The sequence below is a fragment of the Kamptonema formosum PCC 6407 genome (assembly GCF_000332155.1).
In the GTDB taxonomy this organism is placed as follows: Bacteria; Cyanobacteriota; Cyanobacteriia; order Cyanobacteriales; family Microcoleaceae; genus Kamptonema; species Kamptonema formosum.
Map to the genome: position 1 here is coordinate 1,208,695 of NZ_KB235903.1, position 20,949 is coordinate 1,229,643.

The 20,949-nt window shown below is 43.4% G+C and carries 21 protein-coding genes; 15 read left to right on the plus strand and 6 right to left on the minus strand.

Annotated features, from left to right (window positions below):
- Nucleotides 1-39: 39 nt before the first annotated feature.
- The 7 genes from OSCIL6407_RS0110140 (at nt 40) to OSCIL6407_RS0110170 (ending at nt 7,784) form a co-directional block, all read left to right on the plus strand.
- Nucleotides 40-1,182, plus strand: coding sequence for a glycosyltransferase family 4 protein (locus tag OSCIL6407_RS0110140; RefSeq protein WP_007353898.1), 1,143 nt, complete (start codon nt 40-42; stop codon nt 1,180-1,182).
- Between the two features lie 31 nt (nt 1,183-1,213).
- Nucleotides 1,214-2,215, plus strand: coding sequence for a hypothetical protein (locus OSCIL6407_RS0110145; protein WP_007353899.1), 1,002 nt, complete (start codon nt 1,214-1,216; stop codon nt 2,213-2,215).
- A gap of 7 nt (nt 2,216-2,222) precedes the next feature.
- Nucleotides 2,223-3,149 carry a glycosyltransferase family 2 protein gene (locus OSCIL6407_RS0110150; RefSeq protein ID WP_007353900.1) on the plus strand — a complete coding sequence of 309 codons (927 nt, stop codon included), beginning with the start codon at nt 2,223-2,225 and terminating at the stop codon, nt 3,147-3,149.
- A 10-nt stretch (nt 3,150-3,159) separates the two neighbouring features.
- Nucleotides 3,160-4,320 carry a glycosyltransferase gene (locus OSCIL6407_RS0110155; protein WP_007353901.1) on the plus strand — a complete coding sequence of 387 codons (1,161 nt, stop codon included), beginning with the start codon at nt 3,160-3,162 and terminating at the stop codon, nt 4,318-4,320.
- A 237-nt stretch (nt 4,321-4,557) separates the two neighbouring features.
- The gene (locus OSCIL6407_RS0110160) at nt 4,558-5,793 is read left to right on the plus strand and encodes a glycosyltransferase family 4 protein (RefSeq protein ID WP_007353903.1); all 1,236 of its coding nucleotides are present in this window, start codon (nt 4,558-4,560) and stop codon (nt 5,791-5,793) included.
- A 108-nt stretch (nt 5,794-5,901) separates the two neighbouring features.
- The gene (locus OSCIL6407_RS0110165) at nt 5,902-6,978 is read left to right on the plus strand and encodes an NAD-dependent epimerase/dehydratase family protein (protein WP_007353904.1); all 1,077 of its coding nucleotides are present in this window, start codon (nt 5,902-5,904) and stop codon (nt 6,976-6,978) included.
- Complete coding sequence (locus OSCIL6407_RS0110170) at nt 6,978-7,784, plus strand: WecB/TagA/CpsF family glycosyltransferase (RefSeq protein ID WP_007353905.1); 807 nt, start codon at nt 6,978-6,980, stop codon at nt 7,782-7,784. The genes OSCIL6407_RS0110165 and OSCIL6407_RS0110170 overlap by 1 nt, the downstream gene beginning before the upstream one ends.
- A 254-nt stretch (nt 7,785-8,038) precedes the next feature.
- On the opposite strand, the gene OSCIL6407_RS0110175 is transcribed toward OSCIL6407_RS0110170, so the two are convergent.
- From OSCIL6407_RS0110175 to OSCIL6407_RS0110185, 3 genes are all read right to left on the minus strand, one after another.
- Nucleotides 8,039-8,998, minus strand: a complete 960-nt coding sequence (locus OSCIL6407_RS0110175) for a DUF362 domain-containing protein (protein ID WP_007353906.1) — start codon at nt 8,996-8,998, stop codon at nt 8,039-8,041.
- A 96-nt stretch (nt 8,999-9,094) separates the two neighbouring features.
- Nucleotides 9,095-9,409, minus strand: a complete 315-nt coding sequence (locus OSCIL6407_RS0110180; RefSeq protein ID WP_007353907.1) for a hypothetical protein — start codon at nt 9,407-9,409, stop codon at nt 9,095-9,097.
- A 271-nt stretch (nt 9,410-9,680) separates the two neighbouring features.
- Nucleotides 9,681-11,099 carry an aspartate ammonia-lyase gene (locus tag OSCIL6407_RS0110185; RefSeq protein ID WP_007353908.1) on the minus strand — a complete coding sequence of 473 codons (1,419 nt, stop codon included), beginning with the start codon at nt 11,097-11,099 and terminating at the stop codon, nt 9,681-9,683.
- A gap of 207 nt (nt 11,100-11,306) precedes the next feature.
- On the opposite strand from OSCIL6407_RS0110185, the gene OSCIL6407_RS0110190 reads away from it, so the two are divergent.
- Nucleotides 11,307-11,648 carry a hypothetical protein gene (locus OSCIL6407_RS0110190; RefSeq protein ID WP_456077482.1) on the plus strand — a complete coding sequence of 114 codons (342 nt, stop codon included), beginning with the start codon at nt 11,307-11,309 and terminating at the stop codon, nt 11,646-11,648.
- A gap of 138 nt (nt 11,649-11,786) precedes the next feature.
- Here the strand turns inward: OSCIL6407_RS0110190 and OSCIL6407_RS0110195 are convergent, their stop codons facing one another.
- Complete coding sequence (locus OSCIL6407_RS0110195; protein WP_007353911.1) at nt 11,787-13,007, minus strand: FAD-dependent oxidoreductase; 1,221 nt, start codon at nt 13,005-13,007, stop codon at nt 11,787-11,789.
- Nucleotides 13,008-13,113: 106 nt separating this feature from the next.
- On the opposite strand from OSCIL6407_RS0110195, the gene OSCIL6407_RS35320 reads away from it, so the two are divergent.
- The 6 genes from OSCIL6407_RS35320 (at nt 13,114) to OSCIL6407_RS0110220 (ending at nt 18,216) form a co-directional block, all read left to right on the plus strand.
- Nucleotides 13,114-13,278 (plus strand): hypothetical protein, encoded by a 165-nt coding sequence (locus OSCIL6407_RS35320; protein ID WP_155523391.1) that lies wholly within the window; start codon nt 13,114-13,116, stop codon nt 13,276-13,278.
- Between the two features lie 3 nt (nt 13,279-13,281).
- A complete protein-coding gene (locus tag OSCIL6407_RS0110200; protein ID WP_007353913.1) occupies nt 13,282-13,563 on the plus strand; it encodes a BrnT family toxin in 282 nt (93 codons plus the stop codon).
- Nucleotides 13,547-14,098 (plus strand): hypothetical protein, encoded by a 552-nt coding sequence (locus tag OSCIL6407_RS0110205; protein ID WP_007353914.1) that lies wholly within the window; start codon nt 13,547-13,549, stop codon nt 14,096-14,098. Before OSCIL6407_RS0110200 ends, OSCIL6407_RS0110205 begins: the two co-directional genes overlap by 17 nt.
- Nucleotides 14,099-14,174: 76 nt before the next feature.
- The gene (locus OSCIL6407_RS0110210; protein WP_007353915.1) at nt 14,175-15,350 is read left to right on the plus strand and encodes an iron-containing alcohol dehydrogenase family protein; all 1,176 of its coding nucleotides are present in this window, start codon (nt 14,175-14,177) and stop codon (nt 15,348-15,350) included.
- Between the two features lie 220 nt (nt 15,351-15,570).
- Nucleotides 15,571-16,752: an aspartate aminotransferase gene (locus OSCIL6407_RS0110215; protein ID WP_007353916.1), complete on the plus strand. Its 1,182-nt coding sequence runs from the start codon at nt 15,571-15,573 to the stop codon at nt 16,750-16,752.
- 435 nt (nt 16,753-17,187) lie between these two features.
- Nucleotides 17,188-18,216 (plus strand): potassium channel family protein, encoded by a 1,029-nt coding sequence (locus OSCIL6407_RS0110220; RefSeq protein WP_234708706.1) that lies wholly within the window; start codon nt 17,188-17,190, stop codon nt 18,214-18,216.
- A gap of 139 nt (nt 18,217-18,355) precedes the next feature.
- Here OSCIL6407_RS0110220 and OSCIL6407_RS0110225 read toward each other — a convergent pair whose 3' ends face one another.
- Together OSCIL6407_RS0110225 and dapF are read right to left on the minus strand one after the other, a co-directional pair.
- Entirely contained in the window at nt 18,356-19,501 is a 1,146-nt protein-coding gene (locus OSCIL6407_RS0110225) for a hypothetical protein (RefSeq protein ID WP_007353918.1), read from the minus strand.
- Nucleotides 19,502-19,622: 121 nt separating this feature from the next.
- Nucleotides 19,623-20,459, minus strand: coding sequence for a diaminopimelate epimerase (dapF, locus tag OSCIL6407_RS0110230; protein ID WP_007353919.1), 837 nt, complete (start codon nt 20,457-20,459; stop codon nt 19,623-19,625).
- A 100-nt stretch (nt 20,460-20,559) separates the two neighbouring features.
- Here dapF and OSCIL6407_RS38560 point away from each other — a divergent pair, with 100 nt between their 5' ends.
- Complete coding sequence (locus OSCIL6407_RS38560) at nt 20,560-20,913, plus strand: Hfq-related RNA-binding protein (RefSeq protein WP_456077483.1); 354 nt, start codon at nt 20,560-20,562, stop codon at nt 20,911-20,913.
- The last annotated feature ends 36 nt before the right edge of the window (nt 20,914-20,949 follow it).

The window sequence follows — 20,949 nt, forward strand, 5'->3', positions numbered from 1 at the left end:
AAAATCAAGTCAACAAATTATTGAAGGTTAAGGTCTAATATGCTGAGAGTTGTCTACGACCATCAAGTTTTTAGCTGGCAGAAATATGGTGGTATTTCCAGATATATATATGAGCTAGCAACTCAGCTCGCTCAATCTGAGAATATAGAGGTGAGGATTTTAGCGATTGCTTATGTCAACGAGTATTTGAAAAATTATAAATCCAACAATAAATCGAACTTAATTGTTGGATTTCCTATTCCTGATACTCGGAGAAAAAAAATCTATGAATTAGTTGAAAAATTCAATCACGAGTTGTCCGTAATTTGGCTGAAAAAATATCCTTACGATATTTTACACAAAACTTATTACAGTTCTGAAAATCTCGTAACAGATCCGCGAGTGAAAGTGGTAGTTACGGTTCACGACATGATCCACGAAAAGTTCAGTCAGTTTTTCAATAGCAAAAAAATCTTTAATACCCAAGAAGATCCAACAGCTTTGGTAAAAAAAGAAGCTGTGCAGCAAGCCGATAGAATTATTTGTGTTTCGGAAAACACCAAAAAAGATTTAATAGAAATCTTAAATGTAGAACCGAGCAAGATATCTGTAGTCTATCACGGCTACTCCTTAAATACCTATGCTAGCGATACTGTTGCTCCCAAAATCCCTCATCCCTATATTTTATACGTAGGAGAAAGAGGAACTTACAAAAACTTTAAAACTCTATTGCAAGCCTATGCTAGTTCCAGTCAATTACGAAATAATTTTCAGCTCATATGCTTTGGAAGTCGTGTATTTTCTAGTGAAGAAATCAATAATATTAGCGAACTTGGACTTCCAAAAGGTAAAGTGATTCATGTTTCAGGAGATGACAAATTTCTGGCAAGTTTATATCAAAATGCTGCACTTTTTGTTTATCCTTCGCTTTACGAAGGGTTTGGGATGCCGCTGTTAGAGGCAATGGCACTTAAATGTCCGGTTGCTTGCAGTAATACAAGTTCTATGCCTGAAGTAGTCGGAGAAGCAGCCGAATTATTTGACCCGCATCAACCTGATAATATTGCTGAAGCTATGGAAAAAGTTTTGTTTGCAACGGAGACAACTGAAAAATTAATCCAACTCGGCACAGAAAGAATCAAGCTTTTCTCTTGGGAGAATTGTGCGGAACAAACCAAACAAGTTTACTTATCTCTGTTATAATTTTATTGAGTGATGTACGGGAGGAAAATAGATGGATCGTTTTCACTTAGTAGTTTTTAATTACGAACGAATTTCCCTGTTTTTAGACAATTTTGACAAAATCAGGAACTTCGATCCAGAGCAAGATAAAATTTATATCTTAGACTGCTCTTCTAATCATAAAAAAGAACAAGAAAAAGTGGCCTTTTTCTTACAAGAAAAATGCTGGGAGTTCAACAAACAAGTTCATTACATAGTTAGAAGAAATTGGGGAATTGACCAAGGTGCTAGAATAGACTACTTTGGTTTATTAATAGATAATTACTTTGATTCTCCGCCTAAATATATCTGGCAGTTTCAGGAACACTATCTCGATTTGACATCTCCTGCTAGTAGATATCCCCTAGAATTCCCCACAATTGGAGGTCAAATTAAAGCTGACGTAAGTCCAGATAACCTGATTGTAGATTTAGATGAATGTGAGAAAATTTATGAGCAAGACCCCGCCGTTACAATGCTTTATGCGGCTCGCTTAAAAATGATATTATTTTCCCACACAGATAGCAGAGAATGGTTTTACGCTAACGGAGGAAACTATTTTATCCGAACATCTTACGTACTGCAAGTCTACAATCATAATCTTTTGGATAGCTACAAAATGATTTTCGATGGCAAGTCAGATTGGACTTTGTTCGTGGAAATGGATCAAGGCTATCGATTAACACAAAAAGGAGTAAAATGGTATGACTTAGTAAGTGGCTACAGTTTTGACCTGCCGCAGACCTTAAGAAATTTGGAAACAGCCAACAATATCGTTCTGCAACAAGATAAAGAACATAATCACGAAGATTATTATAGTCCCTTATACGATCGATATCAACAACGTTGCTTAAAAGCTTTAAATACTTCCCCCTGGCTCAGAAAAATTTTAATTACAAAGGCTTTTCTTATAGATAGCCTCAAGATAACATTGAGGAAGATCAAACGCACCTTACTCCCGCGTCAATCACAAAAGGTAACAGTTCTTAGAGAAGGAAAGCTCAAAAAACTTTGACGATATTATGGAAGAATCAGCTAATTTAGAAAACATGAACACTACTAGAATTTCAGTCCTTCTAACTTGCTTCAACCGCAAACAAAAAACCTTGGCTTGCTTAGAGGCCTTGTTCAACCAAAATCTACCCGCCGATGTTAGCCTCACCACCTATTTAGTAGATGATGCTAGCACTGATGGTACGGCGGAGGTTGTCAGTGAAACTTATCCTCAAGTCAAGATTTTTCATGGTGATGGCAACTTATTTTGGAACGGTGGAATGCGCTTTGCTTTTACTGAAGCCATGAAAGACGATCCCGATTACTACCTCTGGCTCAATGACGATACCATCTTATATCCAGAAGCCGTCAGTACCTTGTTAGCAACGAGCAAGGAACTATTAGAACGAGGAGAAACCAAAGCAATTGTATCGGGTTCAACCTGCGATCCCCAAACAGGTAAAACTACTTACGGCGGCGTTGTGCGAGATAACTTCTTACTCCCTTTTCGATATCGCGTTCTAGAACCGGCTCAAGAAGTTCAAAGTTGTGGAACCATACATGGTAATTGCGTCCTAATTCCTCGCAACGTTGCTCAAATTGTCGGCAATCTCGATCCTGCCTTTGTCCACTACATAGCTGACTGGGACTATGGCTTGCGAGCGAAGCAAAAAGGATGTACAGTTTGGATTGCAAAGGGTCATCTAGCAACTTGCTCTCTAAATCCGCAAGTGACACAAACTGCGGCATCAAATCTGACGGAAGGCTTGCAAAAAATGAGTACACCTAAAGGTTTAGCCTTTAAAGATGCGACTCTGCAACCTGCTAGTGAGTGGAAAGTATTTACTCAGCGCCACGGAGGTTTGTTCTGGCCAATTTATTGGCTGTTACCTTATCGAAGATTAGTGTGGCTTTCAGTCTTGGCTAAACTAGGATTAACTAACAACAAAAACTAAGGTGAAGAGGATGCAGAATCGGGATCAAATTCGCATTGCTTGGCTTGTCCCTGATGTCGAACTGGGAGCATACTGGCAACCAGTCTTGAGAGAATTTACTAAAATTTTTAAGCAGACTAAGTTTTATACCGGTCGCGTTTGGCCGGGATTTGATGAAACGCTACCAGGAGCTTCGGCAATTGAAATAGTAGGGGAGACTAAATTTGTTGAAACGACTAAGATAGAGATGGGTTACGATCGCGGCTTTCTGATGGTATCTCCGAGTATTATTGGTTACTTGCTGCAATTTCGACCTCATGTGGTTTTTCCTCAAGCTTTTTCGCTGTGGACTGTCTTGACAGTAGTCCTCAAACCGCTTTGTGGTTGGCGAATTGCAATTATTTACGATGGCAGTTCCCCCAACTCTGACTTTCGAGATTCGGGTTTTCGGACTTTTGCTCGACGCATTTTAGCTCGGTTTGCTGATGCCTTTGTTTCTAACAGCCAAGCGGGAACAAAATATCTGGTGGAAGTGCTAAATGCTCAACCAGACGAAGTTTTTACTAGAACTTATCTAGTTCCTGATACGGAAGCTCTGATGAAAAGATTGGAAAAAACAACTGTGCCTAATTTGCAGTTGCAGCGCCCAATCTTTCTCTATGTAGGGCGGATTACAGCTAGGAAGGGAATTAAGACTTTGTTAGAAGCTTGTGCAGTTCTAAAAAGTCATGGTTACTCTAATTATACGCTGCTAATTGTTGGTAAGGGAGATCAACGAGAGGAGCTTGAAGCGTTTATTAAAGAGCGCGAACTTCAAGAGCAAATAACTTGGGTGGGATGGGTTGAGTATGGAAGTTTGGGAGCTTACTTTCAGCAAGCTGATATTTTTGTATTTCCTACTTTTGAGGATGTCTGGGGGATGGTGGTGCCAGAGGCGATGGTGTTTGGTAAACCGATACTTTGTTCTAATGCAGCGGCTGCCTGTGAGCTGATTGTAGAAGGAGAAAATGGTTACATTTTCGATCCCCACGATCCTCAAAGGTTAGCGGAGGGGATGCGTCGTTTTCTGGATAATCCCGATTTAATACAGTCAATGGGAGAGTGTTCTCGTCAGTTAATTGCTCGCACAACTCCTACCAGTGCTGCTGAAGCTTATGCCGAAGTTACATCATTTTTAATGGGGGACAGTTAGTTGTTCGTTGTCGGTAGTTGGTGTTATTTTGTGCTCGCCAGCCTCAAATCCCAAAAGGTTAAAATTTGTTACTGTGACACTTGATACTATGGAAGGTGGGCTTGAGAATAACAACGACCTCAATAATACCAAATCCCAGGGGGAAAACTATTTTAATCCTAGCGATGAGAAAAATGAACCACTAGCCACTAGCCACTAACGACGAACGAGTAACCACCAACAACTAACAATCTACAGATGAAAATTCTTTTATCTGCCTTTGCCTGCGAACCCGGACAGGGTTCCGAAGAAGGAGTGGGCTGGAATACGGTGGTAGAAGCAGCAAAACACCAAGAAGTCTGGGTACTAACTCGCACCTTTTACCGTGAAGCTATTGAAGCTGAACTTGCTGAACGCCCGATCGCGAACCTACACTTTATCTATATTGAGCCTCTAGGTTGGAAAGAAAACTTTAAAGGCAGACAGGGGGGAGTGCAACTGCACTACTATCTGTGGCAAATTTTGGCTTATTTTGTGGCGCGATCGCTCCACCGTAAAATAGGTTTTGATATCGCCCGCCACGTTACCTACGTTAAATTTTGGTCGCCTAGTTTCATCTCGCTGCTGCCAATTCCTTTTATTTGGGGCCCCGTAGGCGGCGGTGAAGCAGCTCCCAGACCTTTTTGGAAAGATTTTAGCTTTAAGGGAAAACTTTACGAAACAGCGCGAGAATGGGCGCAGAAGCTAGGCGCAAGCGATCCGTTTGCGAGGATAACTGCCCGACGTAGCGTCTTAGCCTTGGCGACAACAGAGGATACGGCGAAGCGGGTGCGGGCTATGGGTGCGAAAAAGGTACAGGTGCTTTCCGAAGCCTATCTGTCAAAGACAGAGATGGCGAGGCTAAGAGAGTACAAGCTGCCGGAGGCTTCCCCGATCAGATTTATCAGTATGGGGCGGCTGCTGCACTGGAAAGGCTATCACCTAGCGGTGCGGGCATTTGGTATTGCCAACTTGCCCAATACTGAATATTGGCTGCTGGGAGATGGCCCAGAACGCGATCGCCTTGAGTCTCTAATTGCAGAATTGGGCATTGCTTCTCAAGTTAAGTTGTGGGGAAGGCTGCCACGTCAGGAAAGTTTGGGTAAGCTAGAGGAATCTCATGTATTGATTCATCCTAGCTTGCACGATTCAGGTGGGTGGACGTGCCTAGAAGGGATGGCTGCGGGTCGTCCGATCGTCTGTTTCGATCTGGGAGGCCCGGCTACCCAAGTGACCGCTGAAACGGGCATAAAAGTGCCTGGTTATCATCCCAAACAGGCAGTCAATGACTTAGCTGAGGCGATCGCGCGTTTGGCCGACGATCCAGAGTTGCGATCGCGCATGGGTCAAGCAGGTCAAAAACGGGTGGCAGAGGTATATGATTGGGATGTCAACGGTCAGTTCTTCGCTCAGTTGTGCGAAGACATCGTTGCCCAACAAAAATATAAACTTTGACTGGGTGCATTGGTTATTAGTTAGGAGTTATAGGTCAAAAAGTCCCTGTAATAAATAACAAATAATCTCTACAAAATTCACAATCCAAAATCTAACATCTAAAATCGAATGAGCGTTGTAATCATTACTGGATCGGCTGGTTTAATTGGTTCCGAGGCATCTAATTTTTTTGCCAGCCAGGGATTTGATGTGGTGGGAATTGATAATGATATGCGCCGCGTATTTTTTGGAGACGAAGCCTCCACTACTTGGAATCGGCAACGGTTAGAGCAATCCTTAAAAGGCAAATATCACCATGTCGAAGCAGATATTCGCGATTATGAAGCCATTGCTAAGGTTTTTAAGCAGTATGGTTCTGATATTAAGTTAGTAATTCATACCGCAGCTCAACCCTCTCACGATTGGGCCGCGCGGGAACCTCTGACAGATTTTACTGTCAATGCCAACGGCACGCTAAACCTGCTGGAAGCAACCCGACAATATGCAATTGAATCTCCATTTATTTTCACTTCAACTAACAAAGTTTACGGCGATACCCCTAACCGTTTGCCCTTGATAGAATTAGAGCATCGTTGGGAAATCGATCCTAGTCATACCTATGTAGGCGGCATCCGAGAAGATATGTCGATTGACCACACCTTGCATAGTTTATTTGGTGCTTCTAAGGTAGCGGCTGATGTTTTAGTTCAGGAATACGGCCGCTATTTTAATATGAAAACTGCCTGTTTTCGGGGGGGATGTCTGACTGGGCCCAATCACTCTGGTACTCAATTGCATGGGTTTTTAGCTTATTTAATGAAGTGTGCCGCAATGGGTACTCCTTACACAGTTTTTGGTTACAAAGGCAAGCAAGTGCGTGACAATATTCACAGCGCGGACTTAATTGCTGCATTCTATGAATTTTTTAAAGCTCCCAGAGTAGCAGAGGTTTACAATGCTGGCGGAGGTCGCCATAGCAATTGTTCAATGCTAGAAGGCATTCAGATGTGCGAAGAGATTACTGGTCGCAAAATGAATTGGAATTATGGGGAAACTAATCGAGTTGGCGATCATATTTGGTGGATTAGCGATAATGGGCGATTTGCCAGTCATTATCCCGAATGGCAGATGAAATATAATGTCAAACAAATCCTTGAAGAGATTTACGAATTTAACCGCGATCGTTGGTTAAAAGAGGTAGCATAATGATAGATCAAGGGAAGAAAAATGTCATTGGTGTTTTGGTAAATTCTCTAGATTATGAAGCGGCTGTTAGCACCATTATTACGGCCGCTCACCAACACCAACCAATGTCTATTTCCGCTCTCGCAGTTCATGGCGTAATGACGGGAGTTCTTGACAGAATTCATCGCTACCGACTCAATCATTTTGACTTAGTATTGCCAGACGGACAACCTGTAAGATGGGCATTAAATTTGCTCTATCATGCAGGGCTCCCCGATCGCGTTTGCGGGCCAACTACGATGTTATTAGTGTGCGAACGTGCAGCAGAAGAGGGATTGCCTATTTACTTGTACGGTTCTAAACCTTCCGTACTTGAAGCTTTATCCCACAATCTTTGCAAGCGTTTTCCTAAGTTAGTAATTGCGGGTTCTCAACCTTCTCGATTTAAGCAAGTTTCTGCGGAAGAAAAACGAGAAATTGTAGAACAAATTCGCAAAAGTGGGGCCGCAATTACTTTCGTTGGTTTGGGTTGTCCTCGGCAAGAAGTTTGGGCTTATGAATATCGCAATGATTTGTCAATGCCATTAATGGCTGTAGGTGCAGCTTACGATTTTCATGCTGGTAATTTGGCTAAAGCTCCTGAGTTTTTAGCTAGTTTAGGTTTAGAATGGGTATTTCGCTTGGCAATGGAACCGAAGCGTCTTTGGAAGCGATATCTTTTACTAAATCCGCTTTATATTTGGCTGTTTACTTTGCAGTCTTTGAACTTAAAGCGATTCGATCCTCAAGACACAGATCCCCCTTTGGAGGAAATGCGTTACGGCTAGGAATTTTAATACAGCATATTTCAGGTTTATGAAGGGACACGGCAATACTTATTGGTGTCAACTTAAAGCCGAAAGCCGCCAGGGACTTAAGTCCCTGGCTAATAGCTAAAGTCCTCTGAAGAGGACTTTAGAACTGCTTAGTCCTCTTGAGAGGACTTTAGTTTTGAGGCAGGGGTTTTAACCCCTGACGGACTAATAGTTGTGACCTTAAGTTGATATAATTGGCAATACCGTGTCCCTACTTGTTATCCTGACTATCTGCCACTGTAAGCGTTGATTCGTTCTTTGATAAACTTGATATAAAAATGCTTGAAAGTGGACTTAACCACGCGAGGCATTCCGAAATCTATCGGCATCATAGTTTCGGGTAGTTTCCAATCCAAAATCTTTAATTCTTCCGGTTGCAACAGGGGAAAATCAATTGCTTCTAAATTCGAGCAAAAACCCAATCTTATAGATGCCGCTACTGTGGGAACGCTTGCGGGTTCTACATTGACAATTTCTATTATAGAGCGATCTAGAGCAAATACATCGGACGACGCACCTAAAATCCCTAAATAGCGAGGTTCACCGCCGCTTGGGCCATTGCCTTCGTGACCAATGATGCCATCAATAATTGTCAAATTTGGGTTAATTGCCCGTGCGGTTTCTGCTAGCATTGTGCCAAAACGAGCGCTATCTTTACCTGCTTCCATGTGCCACCATGCTTTCATTTTTCCGGGGACACAACCGAACAGGTTTTTAACTCCCATTGTCACGGTTAATTGTGCGTGAGATTTCAGCTTGGGGATGTTAATGACTACATCTGCTTCCATTGCTTCTTTGCACAATCGCAAATGATTAAATTCCTCGCTGACTGTCTGATAACGCTTGCCTTGAAACTCAACTATTGGCAAATTTAGTTCTTCTAAAAAGGGCAAATAACCGTTAGCTTTGGCGACACCAATTGCACTCCCAAAAGCGGGACTATCTCCTAAAAATGGTTTACCACCTGCTGCGATTACCATTTTAGCAATGCAGTAAACTAATTCTGGGCGGGTGACGCATTCTTTAGTCGGGCGAGAACCAGTTAAAAGGTTAGGTTTGAGAAGGACGCGATCGCCTTTTTTCACAAAGGCACTCATCCCGCCTAGCGGTTCTAGCAGATTTTCTAGCGATTCCTGCAAGGCATGGAAATCGTAAGATTTGGCGCGAATCAAACTAACTTTAGCCATAAGTTAAGTAAGGAAGAAAGAAGAAAGGAAATGCAATCAAAAGAAATATTTTAGCAATTAAGAATTTTTAGAAAATTCTTGAAGTTGGCGAGAATTTTATTCAGTTGGAAATCTACCGGTTGCCGCCCGCTGCATGGTGGTGATTCGCTGAGAGTTAGGGAAAGTTCCCTCTCCTTGAATTTGAGGTATGGGCGGTTTTACTTCTACTTTTATCACCTTGGCTGTGTAGACGATCACTGTTTGATCGATTAAATGGAATGTTAACACAGGTTGCGCTAACAATTGGGGTAATTGTTGACTGAAGGTAGCGGCGGGAACAGGGATATTAAATGCTTCTGATTGACCGTTATCAAAATAAAAGGTAACTTGTGTCGCGTTGGTTTGGGCCTGGGTAGCAAAGGAACTTCTCATAATTTTTTAGTGGTTTTATTGGGGATAATTGCTAATGCCTAATTGGTAATCTCACTTGCTTGAATAACCGCTATATTTTGCACCATTGTCAATAAGAGACTTCCTTTCGGGGTGGGGGCGGGTTTATTTAGCCTCTTAGTACCTTTAAAACTTTTAGCGAACCCGCCCTCATAAGGGGCTTTGTCTATTCTTGAGAGTGGCGCAATACCTCAAATGCTCCCAAACTTATGTTCTTAATTGCAATTAGCTATTAGCCATTAACAATTAGCCATTAGCAATTTATTTCTGGCATAGCACTCATTTTATCTAAATCGAGAACTTTTGCCAAGTCTTCAGCACTCATTAAACCACGCTCTAGGACTATTTGCCGCAAAGATTTACCAGTTTCTAAAGATTCTTTGGCGACGGCGGCGGCGTTGAGATAGCCAATATCTGGGTTAAGCGCGGTGACAAGGGCGAGACTACCTTCAGCATAAGCGAGACAGCGATCGCTTTTGGCTTCTATTCCCTCCAGACACTTTTTACTGAGTGCGTTGATGGTATTGCCTAAAATTTCGATACTTTGAATCAAATTATAAGCAATGAGCGGCATCATTACATTCAATTCTAATTGTCCAGCTTGGGCGGCGAGGGCGATCGCGCTATCATAACCCATTACTTGAAAGCATACCATTGATGTCATTTCTGCCATCACGGGATTGTATTTACCGGGCATAATTGACGATCCCGGCTGTACGGGGGGCAATTGAATTTCTTTAAAACCAGTTTTTGGCCCTGAATCCATCAATCGTAAATCATGAGAAATTTTAACACAATCTTGGGCTAAATTGCGGATAGCGCCAGATACATTGACAAAGGGGGCCATACTCTGCATGGCGGCCATTAAATGTGGTGCGGGTTTAAGGGGTCGATCGATTAATTCGGAGAGAATTTTCGCGGCGCGATCGCAATATTGCGGATGGGTATTTAAGCCTGTACCGGCAGCGCTACCACCTAATCCTAATAATGTCAAGTCGCCGGAGGCAAGTTCAATTCTGTTGTAATGTTCTGTCAGAATTTGTGCCCAAGCGCGGAAGGTTTCACCTAATCGTATAGGGACGGCATCTTGAAGGTGAGTGCGACCAGATTTGACAATATCTTTAAATTCTTCGGCTTTGTTGTCAAGGGCGGAAATTGCATTAGATAAAGCCGGGAAAAGCGTCCTTTCTAAAGCTAAAAGTCCACCAATGCGAATCGCAGTCGGAATCACATCATTAGTCGATTGACCGTAATTAACATGATCGTTAGGACTAACTCGTTTATAGTTGCCTTTTTCATCTCCTAAAATTTCTAAAGCGCGATTTGCTAGGACTTCGTTAACATTCATGTGGTGAGAAGTTCCAGCGCCAGCTTGATAAACATCAACTACGAATTGATCGCGCAACTTACCTGCTAGGATTTCATCGATCGCTTGCACAATTGCTTGACTAATATCTTGGGGAATGCAGCCTAATTCGCCATTCGCGATCGCGGTGGCTTTCTTAATCAGAATACAGGCATCAATATAAGTTGGTAATGGTTTGATGCCACTAATAGGAAAATTTTCGACGGCGCGGAGAGTTTGGATACCATAATATACGGTAGATGGGATTTGTTTATCTCCCATTGAGTCGCGTTCTGTGCGGTAGGTTACGGTTTGTGGTTCTGTCATATTCGGGAGTTGGTGATAATATCGAATTATCGCACATTTAGAGGGAATTGCATTGACGAGTGAGGTTGAAAGAGAGGAATTAATTCGCCAACTGCGGGAGACTGGAGTTAAGCATAACCCAGATAACATTCTGCGGATTGCTAAATTGTCGGATGGTAGGATTGTTTTTTAGAGATTGGCAATGATATGGTGCAAAGAATTAAGCTGATGGCTGATTTTGATTGTTATCCCCTGTGGGATAGAGATGATGGCGGTGACATTGAACCCTGGGAGTTACCGCTGAGTGAGGAAACCATTGAAAGATTACTCAATTGGCAAAAGATTTATGATGGAATTATTGATTGGGACGATCCAGCTTCGGCGGGTTTTGCAAGCGAACAGGAAGAGATAGCTTTTGAAAGAGAAGGGATTAGTTTGTGGCAGCAACTTCAAAAGGAATTGGGAGATGAGTACGAAATTGTTTATTTTAGCCAATTGCAGCATCGGATTGTAAGCCATCTGGATGAATTGGAGGAAATTGATGTTTTCCAAAAGGCGGAAATTGCTTGATTAAATTGAGACTCAATCCGGTTTTATCACCCTTTTTTAAGGAACCATAGAGAATCAGAAGTACAGAGGAAAGAAGAAGAGAATAAAGGAGTTATTTAAAACCGGATATTGATTTAGTAAGGACTTATGCAAAACAACCTAACATTTTAACTTCACAGGCCAAATTCCAAAACCAATTAACCGGCCTGGAATATCCCGCAAAATTGGCAACCGCAAAAAACCCGGTAATGTAAACGGTTTGTCGCCATCCAGAGCACGGGCAATAATTTGTTGCTGAATTTGATTTTGAAAAGCCTGAATCGCTTTAATCGGGCATTCTCTCTGCCGTTGTACTTCTGCTAAATCCCACAGATGTAAACTGCCATTTTTTAATGGTTCGCTGAGGATATTAGCCGCCACGATTGCATCTTGAACAGCATAATTAATCCCCACACCACCAACAGGAGACATCGTGTGGGCCGCATCACCAATTAGCAACAACCCGTCGCGATACCACTGGGGAAGTCGATTCGATTCCACCGAGAGAAAAGCCATTTCTGACCAATCTTTGAGATGGTGGACGCGATCGCGAAATTCTGGCGCTAAATCCACGATCGCACGTTGCAATGTCTCAATACCATCAGCGCGAAGCTTTTGATAACTACCTTTGAGAATCACATAACCTAGCTGCCAATAATCGAGGCGATCGATAATCGCTAACAGGTGTCCGTCACGGATGCGGCCGTCTAAACCTTTCCCCTTTGGATCTTGTGGCGATCGCGGTAAACGAAACCAGAGAACATCCATCGGTGGGGAAGTTTTAATCGGTTCAAAACCTGCCAGTTGACGGAGACGGGAAAATCGGCCATCTGCGCCAATAGTCAGAGGCGATCGCACTTCATGCCAACCCCCTTTACCTCGATAGCGGACACCCCGAATCATCCCTTTTTCTGCAATCAGTTCCTGCACATTTGCACCCATGATTAACTGGAAATCCGGGTACTTTTTCGCCTCAGTCGCGATCGTTTCTAAAAATTTGACTTGGGGGAGAAGAGTGATATAAGGAAAGCGAGTTTTGAGACGACTAAAATCCGCCGCCTTCAGACTTCCGGTGGGTGTTTTAAAAGTGAGTTCGTGAATTTTGCTATGAGGTAATTCTAACAGGCGATCGGCTAAACCAAGTCGATCCATTAATTCCATTGTTGATGGGTGAATCGTGTCGCCCCGAAATTCGCGATCGAAATCCTGATGCAATTCTAAGAGGGTGACTGGGATGCCTTGGCGGGCTAAAAGTAAGCCGAGAACCACTCCCGCCGGGCCGCCGCCAACGATGCAGCAAGTAGTTTCCTGTACGTCAACAATCTCATGGTGATCGGTCATTGATTTCAAGGATTGAGGTAATTTGTACTTACGGAAATTTTAGTCTATTTTGCTACGATCGTGTCAAAGATATAGGACTTACTATGGAATCCCTGAAACCTGGTTTATGAGAGAATCTGTGGATAAAGGCGAAGTATTTTCGTCAAAAAACCCGGTTTATGAGGTTGGGTGCGTAAGTCCTGATATATTTGCAGCAATAGCAAAAGATCGTCGCTTTTCTCCCCTTCATAATATAATAGATGTCGGTGAGGAGCGAGAGAATGTTAACTAGACAATGACAACTGATTTTGAGTGGGATCGAGAAAAGGAAACAAAAAATATTAGAAAACACGGAGTTGCTTTTGATGAAGCACAGACTATTTTCGACGATCCATTTTTCCTTTCCATTGATGACCCCATACACGCCGTAGGCGAAACACGCTTTTTAGCAATTGGTTATTCTATGCACCAAAGACTACTAGCAGTGGTTTACACAGAGCGAGGCAATGCAACTCGAATTATTAATGCTAGAATGGTAACTAACTGGGAAAGGAGTATTTATGAACAAGGCAATTAATCCGATTGATGATTATGAAATGCCAGATGACTACTCAGAACTACTAGCGGGATATGATTTTAGCAAAGTAGTAAGAGGTAAATCTCGCCAATCTCATCCAAATCGACAAAAACCTCTAGTAAAAATTACTGGCAAAGACGGCGATAGATATGTGACCATCAGCAGGATAGAAGGCAAAGGAATTATTACACCTGATGGCAACCTACAAGTACAGTTTTTATCAGATGTTCCCCCAGGAAACCGCAGCGTTATCCTGACAATCAAAAAAATAGATGACTCAAACAATGATAGCTCAATCTCTAATAAAAATAAGAACAAAGAGGCGAGAATAACAACCATTGAAGCCTCAGCTATGATTGCACCAGATGGCAAACTTACAGCACAAGTTCCCTCTGAGATTATCCCTGGAAATTACCAAGTTTTCCTCAGAATAGAAGAACCAAGAGAACCAACTCCAGCAGAAATTGAGGAAAGTGAATCACACCTAACCACCCCACACCTAAGACAATCTTTAATAAAAACGGTCGAAAACTGACCCTGTTGCTAAAGCTTTGTTAGAGTTATCCTGTAAATCTATATAACTCCACAACCCGTCACGACGCGATCGCTAAATGACTCAAACCTCTACCCCAACCAAAACCAAGACTGACCTATTTTCCTTGACAATTGCCCCCGCCCGTGTCATCCGGGGCAAAAATGCGATGGCTGCGCCGGCCGAAGGCATCGCGCAATCAATAGATGCGATCGCCCAACTTGGCAACCGCCCCCTGATCGTCGGCGGCAAAAACTCCCTCGCAGCCATTCAACCCTACCTCGAAAATCAGCCGTTAGAGGTCGCCCAAGCCACCTACGGCCAAGATTGTAGCGAAAATAGCCTCAAAACCCTCCACGAAGCCGCGATCGCCCACAAAGCCGATTTCATCATCGGAGTCGGCGGCGGTAAAGCCCTCGATACCGCCAAACTCCTAGCCTACCAGCGCCAAATCCCGATCGCCACCATCCCCACATCCGCCGCCACCTGCGCCGCCTGGACAGCTTTATCTAACATCTACTCAGACCGAGGCGCATTCCTCTACGATGTCAGCCTCGCCAAATGTCCCGACTTACTGATCCTCGACTACAGCTTGATTCAAACCGCCCCCCAACGGACATTAGTAGCGGGAATTGGAGATGCGATCGCCAAATGGTATGAAGCCTCAGTTAGCAGCGGCCACTCCGAACAAACCATGATTATCGCCGCCGTCCAACAAGCCAGAGTCCTCCGCGATATCTTATTCCAAAAATCAGTTCCCGCCCTCCAACAACCAGGAAGCGAAATCTGGCAAGAAGTCGTAGACGCTACCACCCTCCTCGCAGGCGTAATCGGCGGTATCGGCGGGGCCCAATGTCGGACAGTAGCCGCCCACGCCGTCCATAACGGCCTCACCCACCTCCACCGCAAGGGAACCCTACACGGCGAAAAAGTAGCTTATGGGATCTTAGTGCAATTGCGGCTAGAAGAAATGCTGCAAAACTCCCAACTTGCAGCCTCAGCCCGCCAACAACTAATCAAATTTTATAGCGAAATCGGCTTACCCCAAACCTTAGCGGATCTAGGGTTAACCGATATCACCCTCGCCGAATTGCAAAACGCCGCCGAAATCGCCTGTCAACCTAACTCCGACATCCACCGCCTACCCTTCAAAGTCACCCCCGAACAACTCATGGCCGCGATGGTATCGACTACCGCCCCGATCGAAACAGGGCGTAACAACCTCGCAGCGACACTAGCCAACGAACAACCCTAAAAAATCAATAGGACTTATGCAGAACATCACTCTGTCATGGCGATCGCAACGAAGCAATGCCTTAGTTTTTGGTACAAAATGCCTAAGTCGCGATTAAAATGTAACCGCAGATACACGCAGATTGCTATGATGATTATCCGCCCGATCTCCGGTTAAAAATCAACTCCCTCTGTGCCTTTGCGCCTCTGCGGTTCGTTATTAAATAAAAACCTTATTTCCGATGACATTAGACTGGATTAGCCCCGCCGACAGATTACAAGCATTACCGCCCTACGTATTTGCCCGCCTCGACGAACTCAAAGCCCGCGCGCGCGAACAAGGACTAGACTTAATCGACTTAGGAATGGGGAACCCAGACGGCGCAACGCCCCAGCCCGTAGTAGAAGCTGCGATCGCAGCAGTTCAAAACTCAGCAAATCACGGCTATCCCCCCTTTGAAGGAACCGCCAGCTTCCGCAAAACCATTACCAACTGGTATCGCCGCCGCTACAACGTCGAACTCGATCCTAATAGCGAAGCCTTGCCATTATTAGGTTCAAAAGAAGGCTTAACTCACCTCGCGATCACCTACATCAACCCCGGCGACTTAGTATTAGTACCATCCCCCGCCTATCCCGCCCACTTTCGCGGCCCTGCGATCGCTGGCGGCAAAATTCACAGCATAATATTAAAGCCCGAAAACGACTGGGTAATCGACTTAGCCGATATTCCGGACACAGTAGCCGAACAAGCCAAAGTCCTCTATTTCAACTATCCCAGCAACCCCACAGGCGCAACCGCCCCCCGCGAATTTTTCAAAGATATAGTCGCCTTTGCCCACAAATTTCAAATCTTGCTAGTCCACGATCTCTGCTATGCGGAACTGGCCTTTGATGGCTATGAACCCACAAGTTTGCTAGAAATTCCTGGCGGTAAAGACATCGGCGTAGAGTTCCACACTCTATCTAAAACTTACAATATGGCCGGTTGGCGCGTCGGGTTTGTAGTTGGAAATAGCCGGATTATTCAAGGTTTACGGACATTAAAAACTAACCTCGATTATGGCATATTTACCGCAGTCCAAACCGCAGCAGAAACCGCATTACAATTGCCAGATCGATATTTGACCGAAGTACAGGAACGTTATCGCACTCGCCGAGATTTCCTAATTAATGGATTAGCAGAATTAGGGTGGAATGTACCGAAGCCTTTGGCGACAATGTATCTCTGGGTTCCCTGTCCCCCCGGAATTAGTTCCACTGATTTTGCCCTAAATGTTTTGCAGCAAACTGGAGTAGTCGTCACCCCAGGGAATGCCTTTGGGAGTGGGGGTGAGGGTTATGTAAGGATTAGCTTGATTGCAGATTGCGATCGCTTGGGAGAAGCATTGCGGCGGTTGAAGCAAGCAAACATTCATTTCTGAACTAAAAATTAAAAATTGCATACCCATCGGCAATTTTTAACTTTTTAATCTGCTATCTATGATAGCATTTCCAGCAAATTACTTACGATCTGTCATTGCGAGCAAAGCGAAGCAATCGCAAGGTTTTGAGATTGCTTCGGGCTTAGTTTGCTTCACTACGTTCGCAACTCCTCAGATTGCTTCGTTCCTCGCAACTGCGCTTCTCTTGACGCGCGGAACACAGCGAACAATGACAAGTGTTTAACGGGACATGATATGAGGCATCTAAGCCCTATGATGTTACTTTCGGGAGATAATTTTCTGGAACGAAAGCCTTTTTCTGCGATCGAAGTGACATCAGCGGGATGATAAGTAAATCTACCTAATTAAACATAAGATCGGGTGTAATGAGAGAAACAAAAATTGAGGGATTTAAAAAATCAGAACCAAAAAAAATTGAAAGTTTCGAGCAAAAATCCGCAAAAAATCCTGCGTTTTTTGCAGAATGAAAATCTGGATCTGCTAATCATATTTATTGCTCTCTTCATTATAGTTAGTGGGTTAGGTTTATCCTGGGCAGAACCACATTTATCCTTCATTGATGCTGTATGGTGGAGCATCGTTACATTAGCCACTGTTGGCTATGGTGACATAGCCCCTACAACACTTGTTGGTCGGCTAATAGCTGTCGTTAATATGTTTATTGGCATCGGTCTACTAGCCACATTCAGTGCGACAATGGCAACTATTTTAATAGGGAGAAAAATGAAAGACTATCTAGGTATGGGAGAGCGCAACCTTGAAAATCATACTATTTTGTGCGGATGGAATTATCGAGCGCGAGTAATTTTGAATGAATTGAGTATTGATACTCAAAATCAAGGAAAGTCAATGGTTTTAATTGCTGATATAGAAAGGAAGCCGCTAGATGAAATCGATTTTTTCTTTATCAAAGGTCAAGTGTGTGATGAAACCTTACATCGTGCCAACTTAGTTAAAGCTAAAACAGTGATAATTTTAGGTGACGATAGTTTAGAAGATACAGCTCGCGATGCTAAAGCTATTCTATCTACGCTGACTGTAGAGAGCATTAATCCCGATGCTTATACAATTGTAGAATTAGTAGATCAAGCCTACGTCAAGACTTGTAAAAGAGCTAACGCTGATGAAATCATCGTTAGTAGCGATTTAAGCAGTATGCTGATTTCTCAAGCAGCGCTAAATCATGGCATTACTAAAGTCATCTACGAGATATTGCGCTCGGAAGATGGCAATCAATTATATAAAGTTCCCGTTCCTAAATCTAAGATTGGACTAGCATTTATAGATGTATTGATATATATGAAACAAACTTATCAAAGTATTGTTTTGGCTGTGCAAAAAGGCATAGAAGGAGAAGTTATTTCTAATCCTCCAGCAAATTATAAGTTAGAAAATGATGACTATTTAATTCTCATGGCCACTGAAAAACCCCGTAGCAGTTAAGTCAAAGGAGGAAGGAAGAAAAATTTAGTTATCTAGGAGAGAAGGAAGAAGGAAGAAGGAAGAGGGAAAAAGTATTACCAATTACCAATTACCAGCTAACAGTTAACAGTTAACAGTTAACCGTTAACCCTTAACATTTCTAAGAACTTTGAATTTCCTCAATAATCCAATCAAAAGTTTCAAGAACCTGCTTAAGAACCGATTCATCCTGCAAAGTAGATAAAGGCAAACTAGGGGAACGTCTCTCCCCAGGATCTATTGGTAGCGACAGACCAATAGAACTAAATTTAGACCGCAATTCTAACCATTTATCTCCCTGATTAAAGGGCCACTGGGAACCATAATTACTAGAAGAAATCTCCAGCCTTCCAGAAATATCAACAGTAAACAACTGATAAGGTTTTCTTCCTCTTTGATTAAGCTGAGCAGCAAAGCCTCCATAAGTGTCACCTGTTCCCCAGTGTACCTCAACTTCAGGGTCTTGACTTTGTACCCAGTCGTGGATAGAACTAGCCATTTCCGCCTCATCTTCACCTCGCCTAGATTTCAATTCCTCAAAGAAAGAAACCTCATCCCAACGCCTTCTTTCACGAGTCGCGCTCGATTTTTTCTGCTGTGCTTCCGCCGTCTGGCCAATCACTCTAGGAACCAAGGTTTTTAAACCATCTTGGCTAACATATTGCTTAATTTCTAAAGCTAAAACCTCTACCGGGTCCATCTGTTCATTTAGAAATTCTACCACTCGCCGCATTTCTGCGGAAATCTCTTCTGCCACAAATACTAAACGCAATTTACCAGCTTGCAAATTAGTTTTTACCTTCTGCCAAAACCGATCCTCATTAGTATCAGCACCCAAAAATTCTTCAAAAATTTGTTCGGGATCGCGATTTTGTTCCCGGCAATTAGTTTCAAATAAACCAATAATTGACTCAATTGGCCAATAAACTACAGCATTAGCAGCATAATCAAGCATTTGACCAGTTATTTTTTGCCGGGTATCCGCACTGCGAGCACGCTTAACTTCTACCAAAGTAGGAATTGCATCTTGGTCAAGAAACAAATGATCTAAAGACCAACGACCAGCAGTTTCCTCTTCACTTAACAGTGCCACTTCCCGTGAAATTAACAGCCATCGCCTTGGTGTCGCTCTATCTATTTGATCGCCTGCTATTAGGTTAGGATAAGTTTCTAGCAATTCTTGAAGCTGATCTTCGGAATCATAGGGTTGTTCTGTCATTTCCACCAGCCGGTCGTCGTCCTGAATTAGATAAATGCCGCCGCCCATTAAAGTACCCCTAATTGATATTAGATGTTAGATATCAGATGTTAGATTGCGAACAGAATAAATAAGTAATTTCAGCTTATTTATTCTGGTGTTCCGAGTGTTGCGGTACTGCTGTTGACGGCTAAATTTTGCCCGCAAATACTTGTACTGCTGGCCCAGTCATATACAGCCTTTGATCGACCTGCGACCATTCAATTTGCAAAATACCGCCAGGGAGTTCAACCGCAGCTATGCGATCGCACTTTCCAGCTAACACTCCAGCTACCACAGAAGCACAAGCACCAGTCCCACAAGCAAGCGTAACACCAGCGCCTCTTTCCCACACCCGCATTTTCACGTAGTCTCGACGTATAATTTGGATAAATTCTGTATTTGTCCGCTGGGGGAAAACCGCGTGATGTTCAAATAGCGGCCCAATAGTTTCTAAAGCAATAGCTGAAACGTCCTCTACAAAGGTAATACAGTGTGGATTTCCCATACTAACGCAGGTAACTAACCAAGACTGTCCTGCTACTTCTAGGGGTAACTCTACAACTTTTCGATCGGGAGATTCTAAAGTTGTGGGAATTTCCGCAGCTAAAAGTCGGGGTATTCCCATATCAACTTTTACCTGACCATCAGCTAGCAATTCTGGGGTCATAACACCAGCAAGAGTATCAATACGATACTGAGTTTTAGCATTGACACCTTCTAAATCAGCGATAAACTTAGCTAAACAGCGAATACCATTACCGCACATTTCCGCTTCCGAACCATCGGAGTTGTAAATCCGCATAGTATAGTCCGTACCATTTTGCCCTGGAAGAGCAAAGATTACGCCATCTCCACCAATCCCAAAGTGGCGATCGCACAACTCCTCTGCTTGCTGTAGGGTTAAAATTGGTTCTGACTGATGACGATTGTCAATCAGAATAAAATCATTACCTAGTCCGTGATACTTAGTAAACTCAATTGCCATTTCAACGATTAGCTCCTAATTAACTTGATAAACTTCTATAGGACTTACGCACCGTAACGCAAATATAAAGGTCTGAGATTGCTTCAGGCTGGCTGCGGACTTGCTTCGTACCTGGCAATTGCGATCGAGCTTGACTCGCGATCGCGGAAGATTGTACAGAGCGTGTAAGTCCTCTTCCAATATCTTGACCGCTGACTCAACTCCTTACTCATTACCCATTACCTATTACCTATTCACGATTATGTCTGAATTCGAGACGGGATTGCCCAGCATTCGCCAAGTTCAAACCTACATCAAAGACAAACAAGAAGTAGAACTCAAACTCGTCACTAATGACCTTTTAGCTGGAAAAATTTTCTGGCAAGACCCCCATTGCATTTGCCTGCTAGACGAAGAAAACACGCAGACTACGATCTGGCGACAAGCCATTGTCTATCTCAAACCCAAAAGCTGAGGAGAGGGGAGAGAGGGAGCAGGGGAGAGGGGGAGC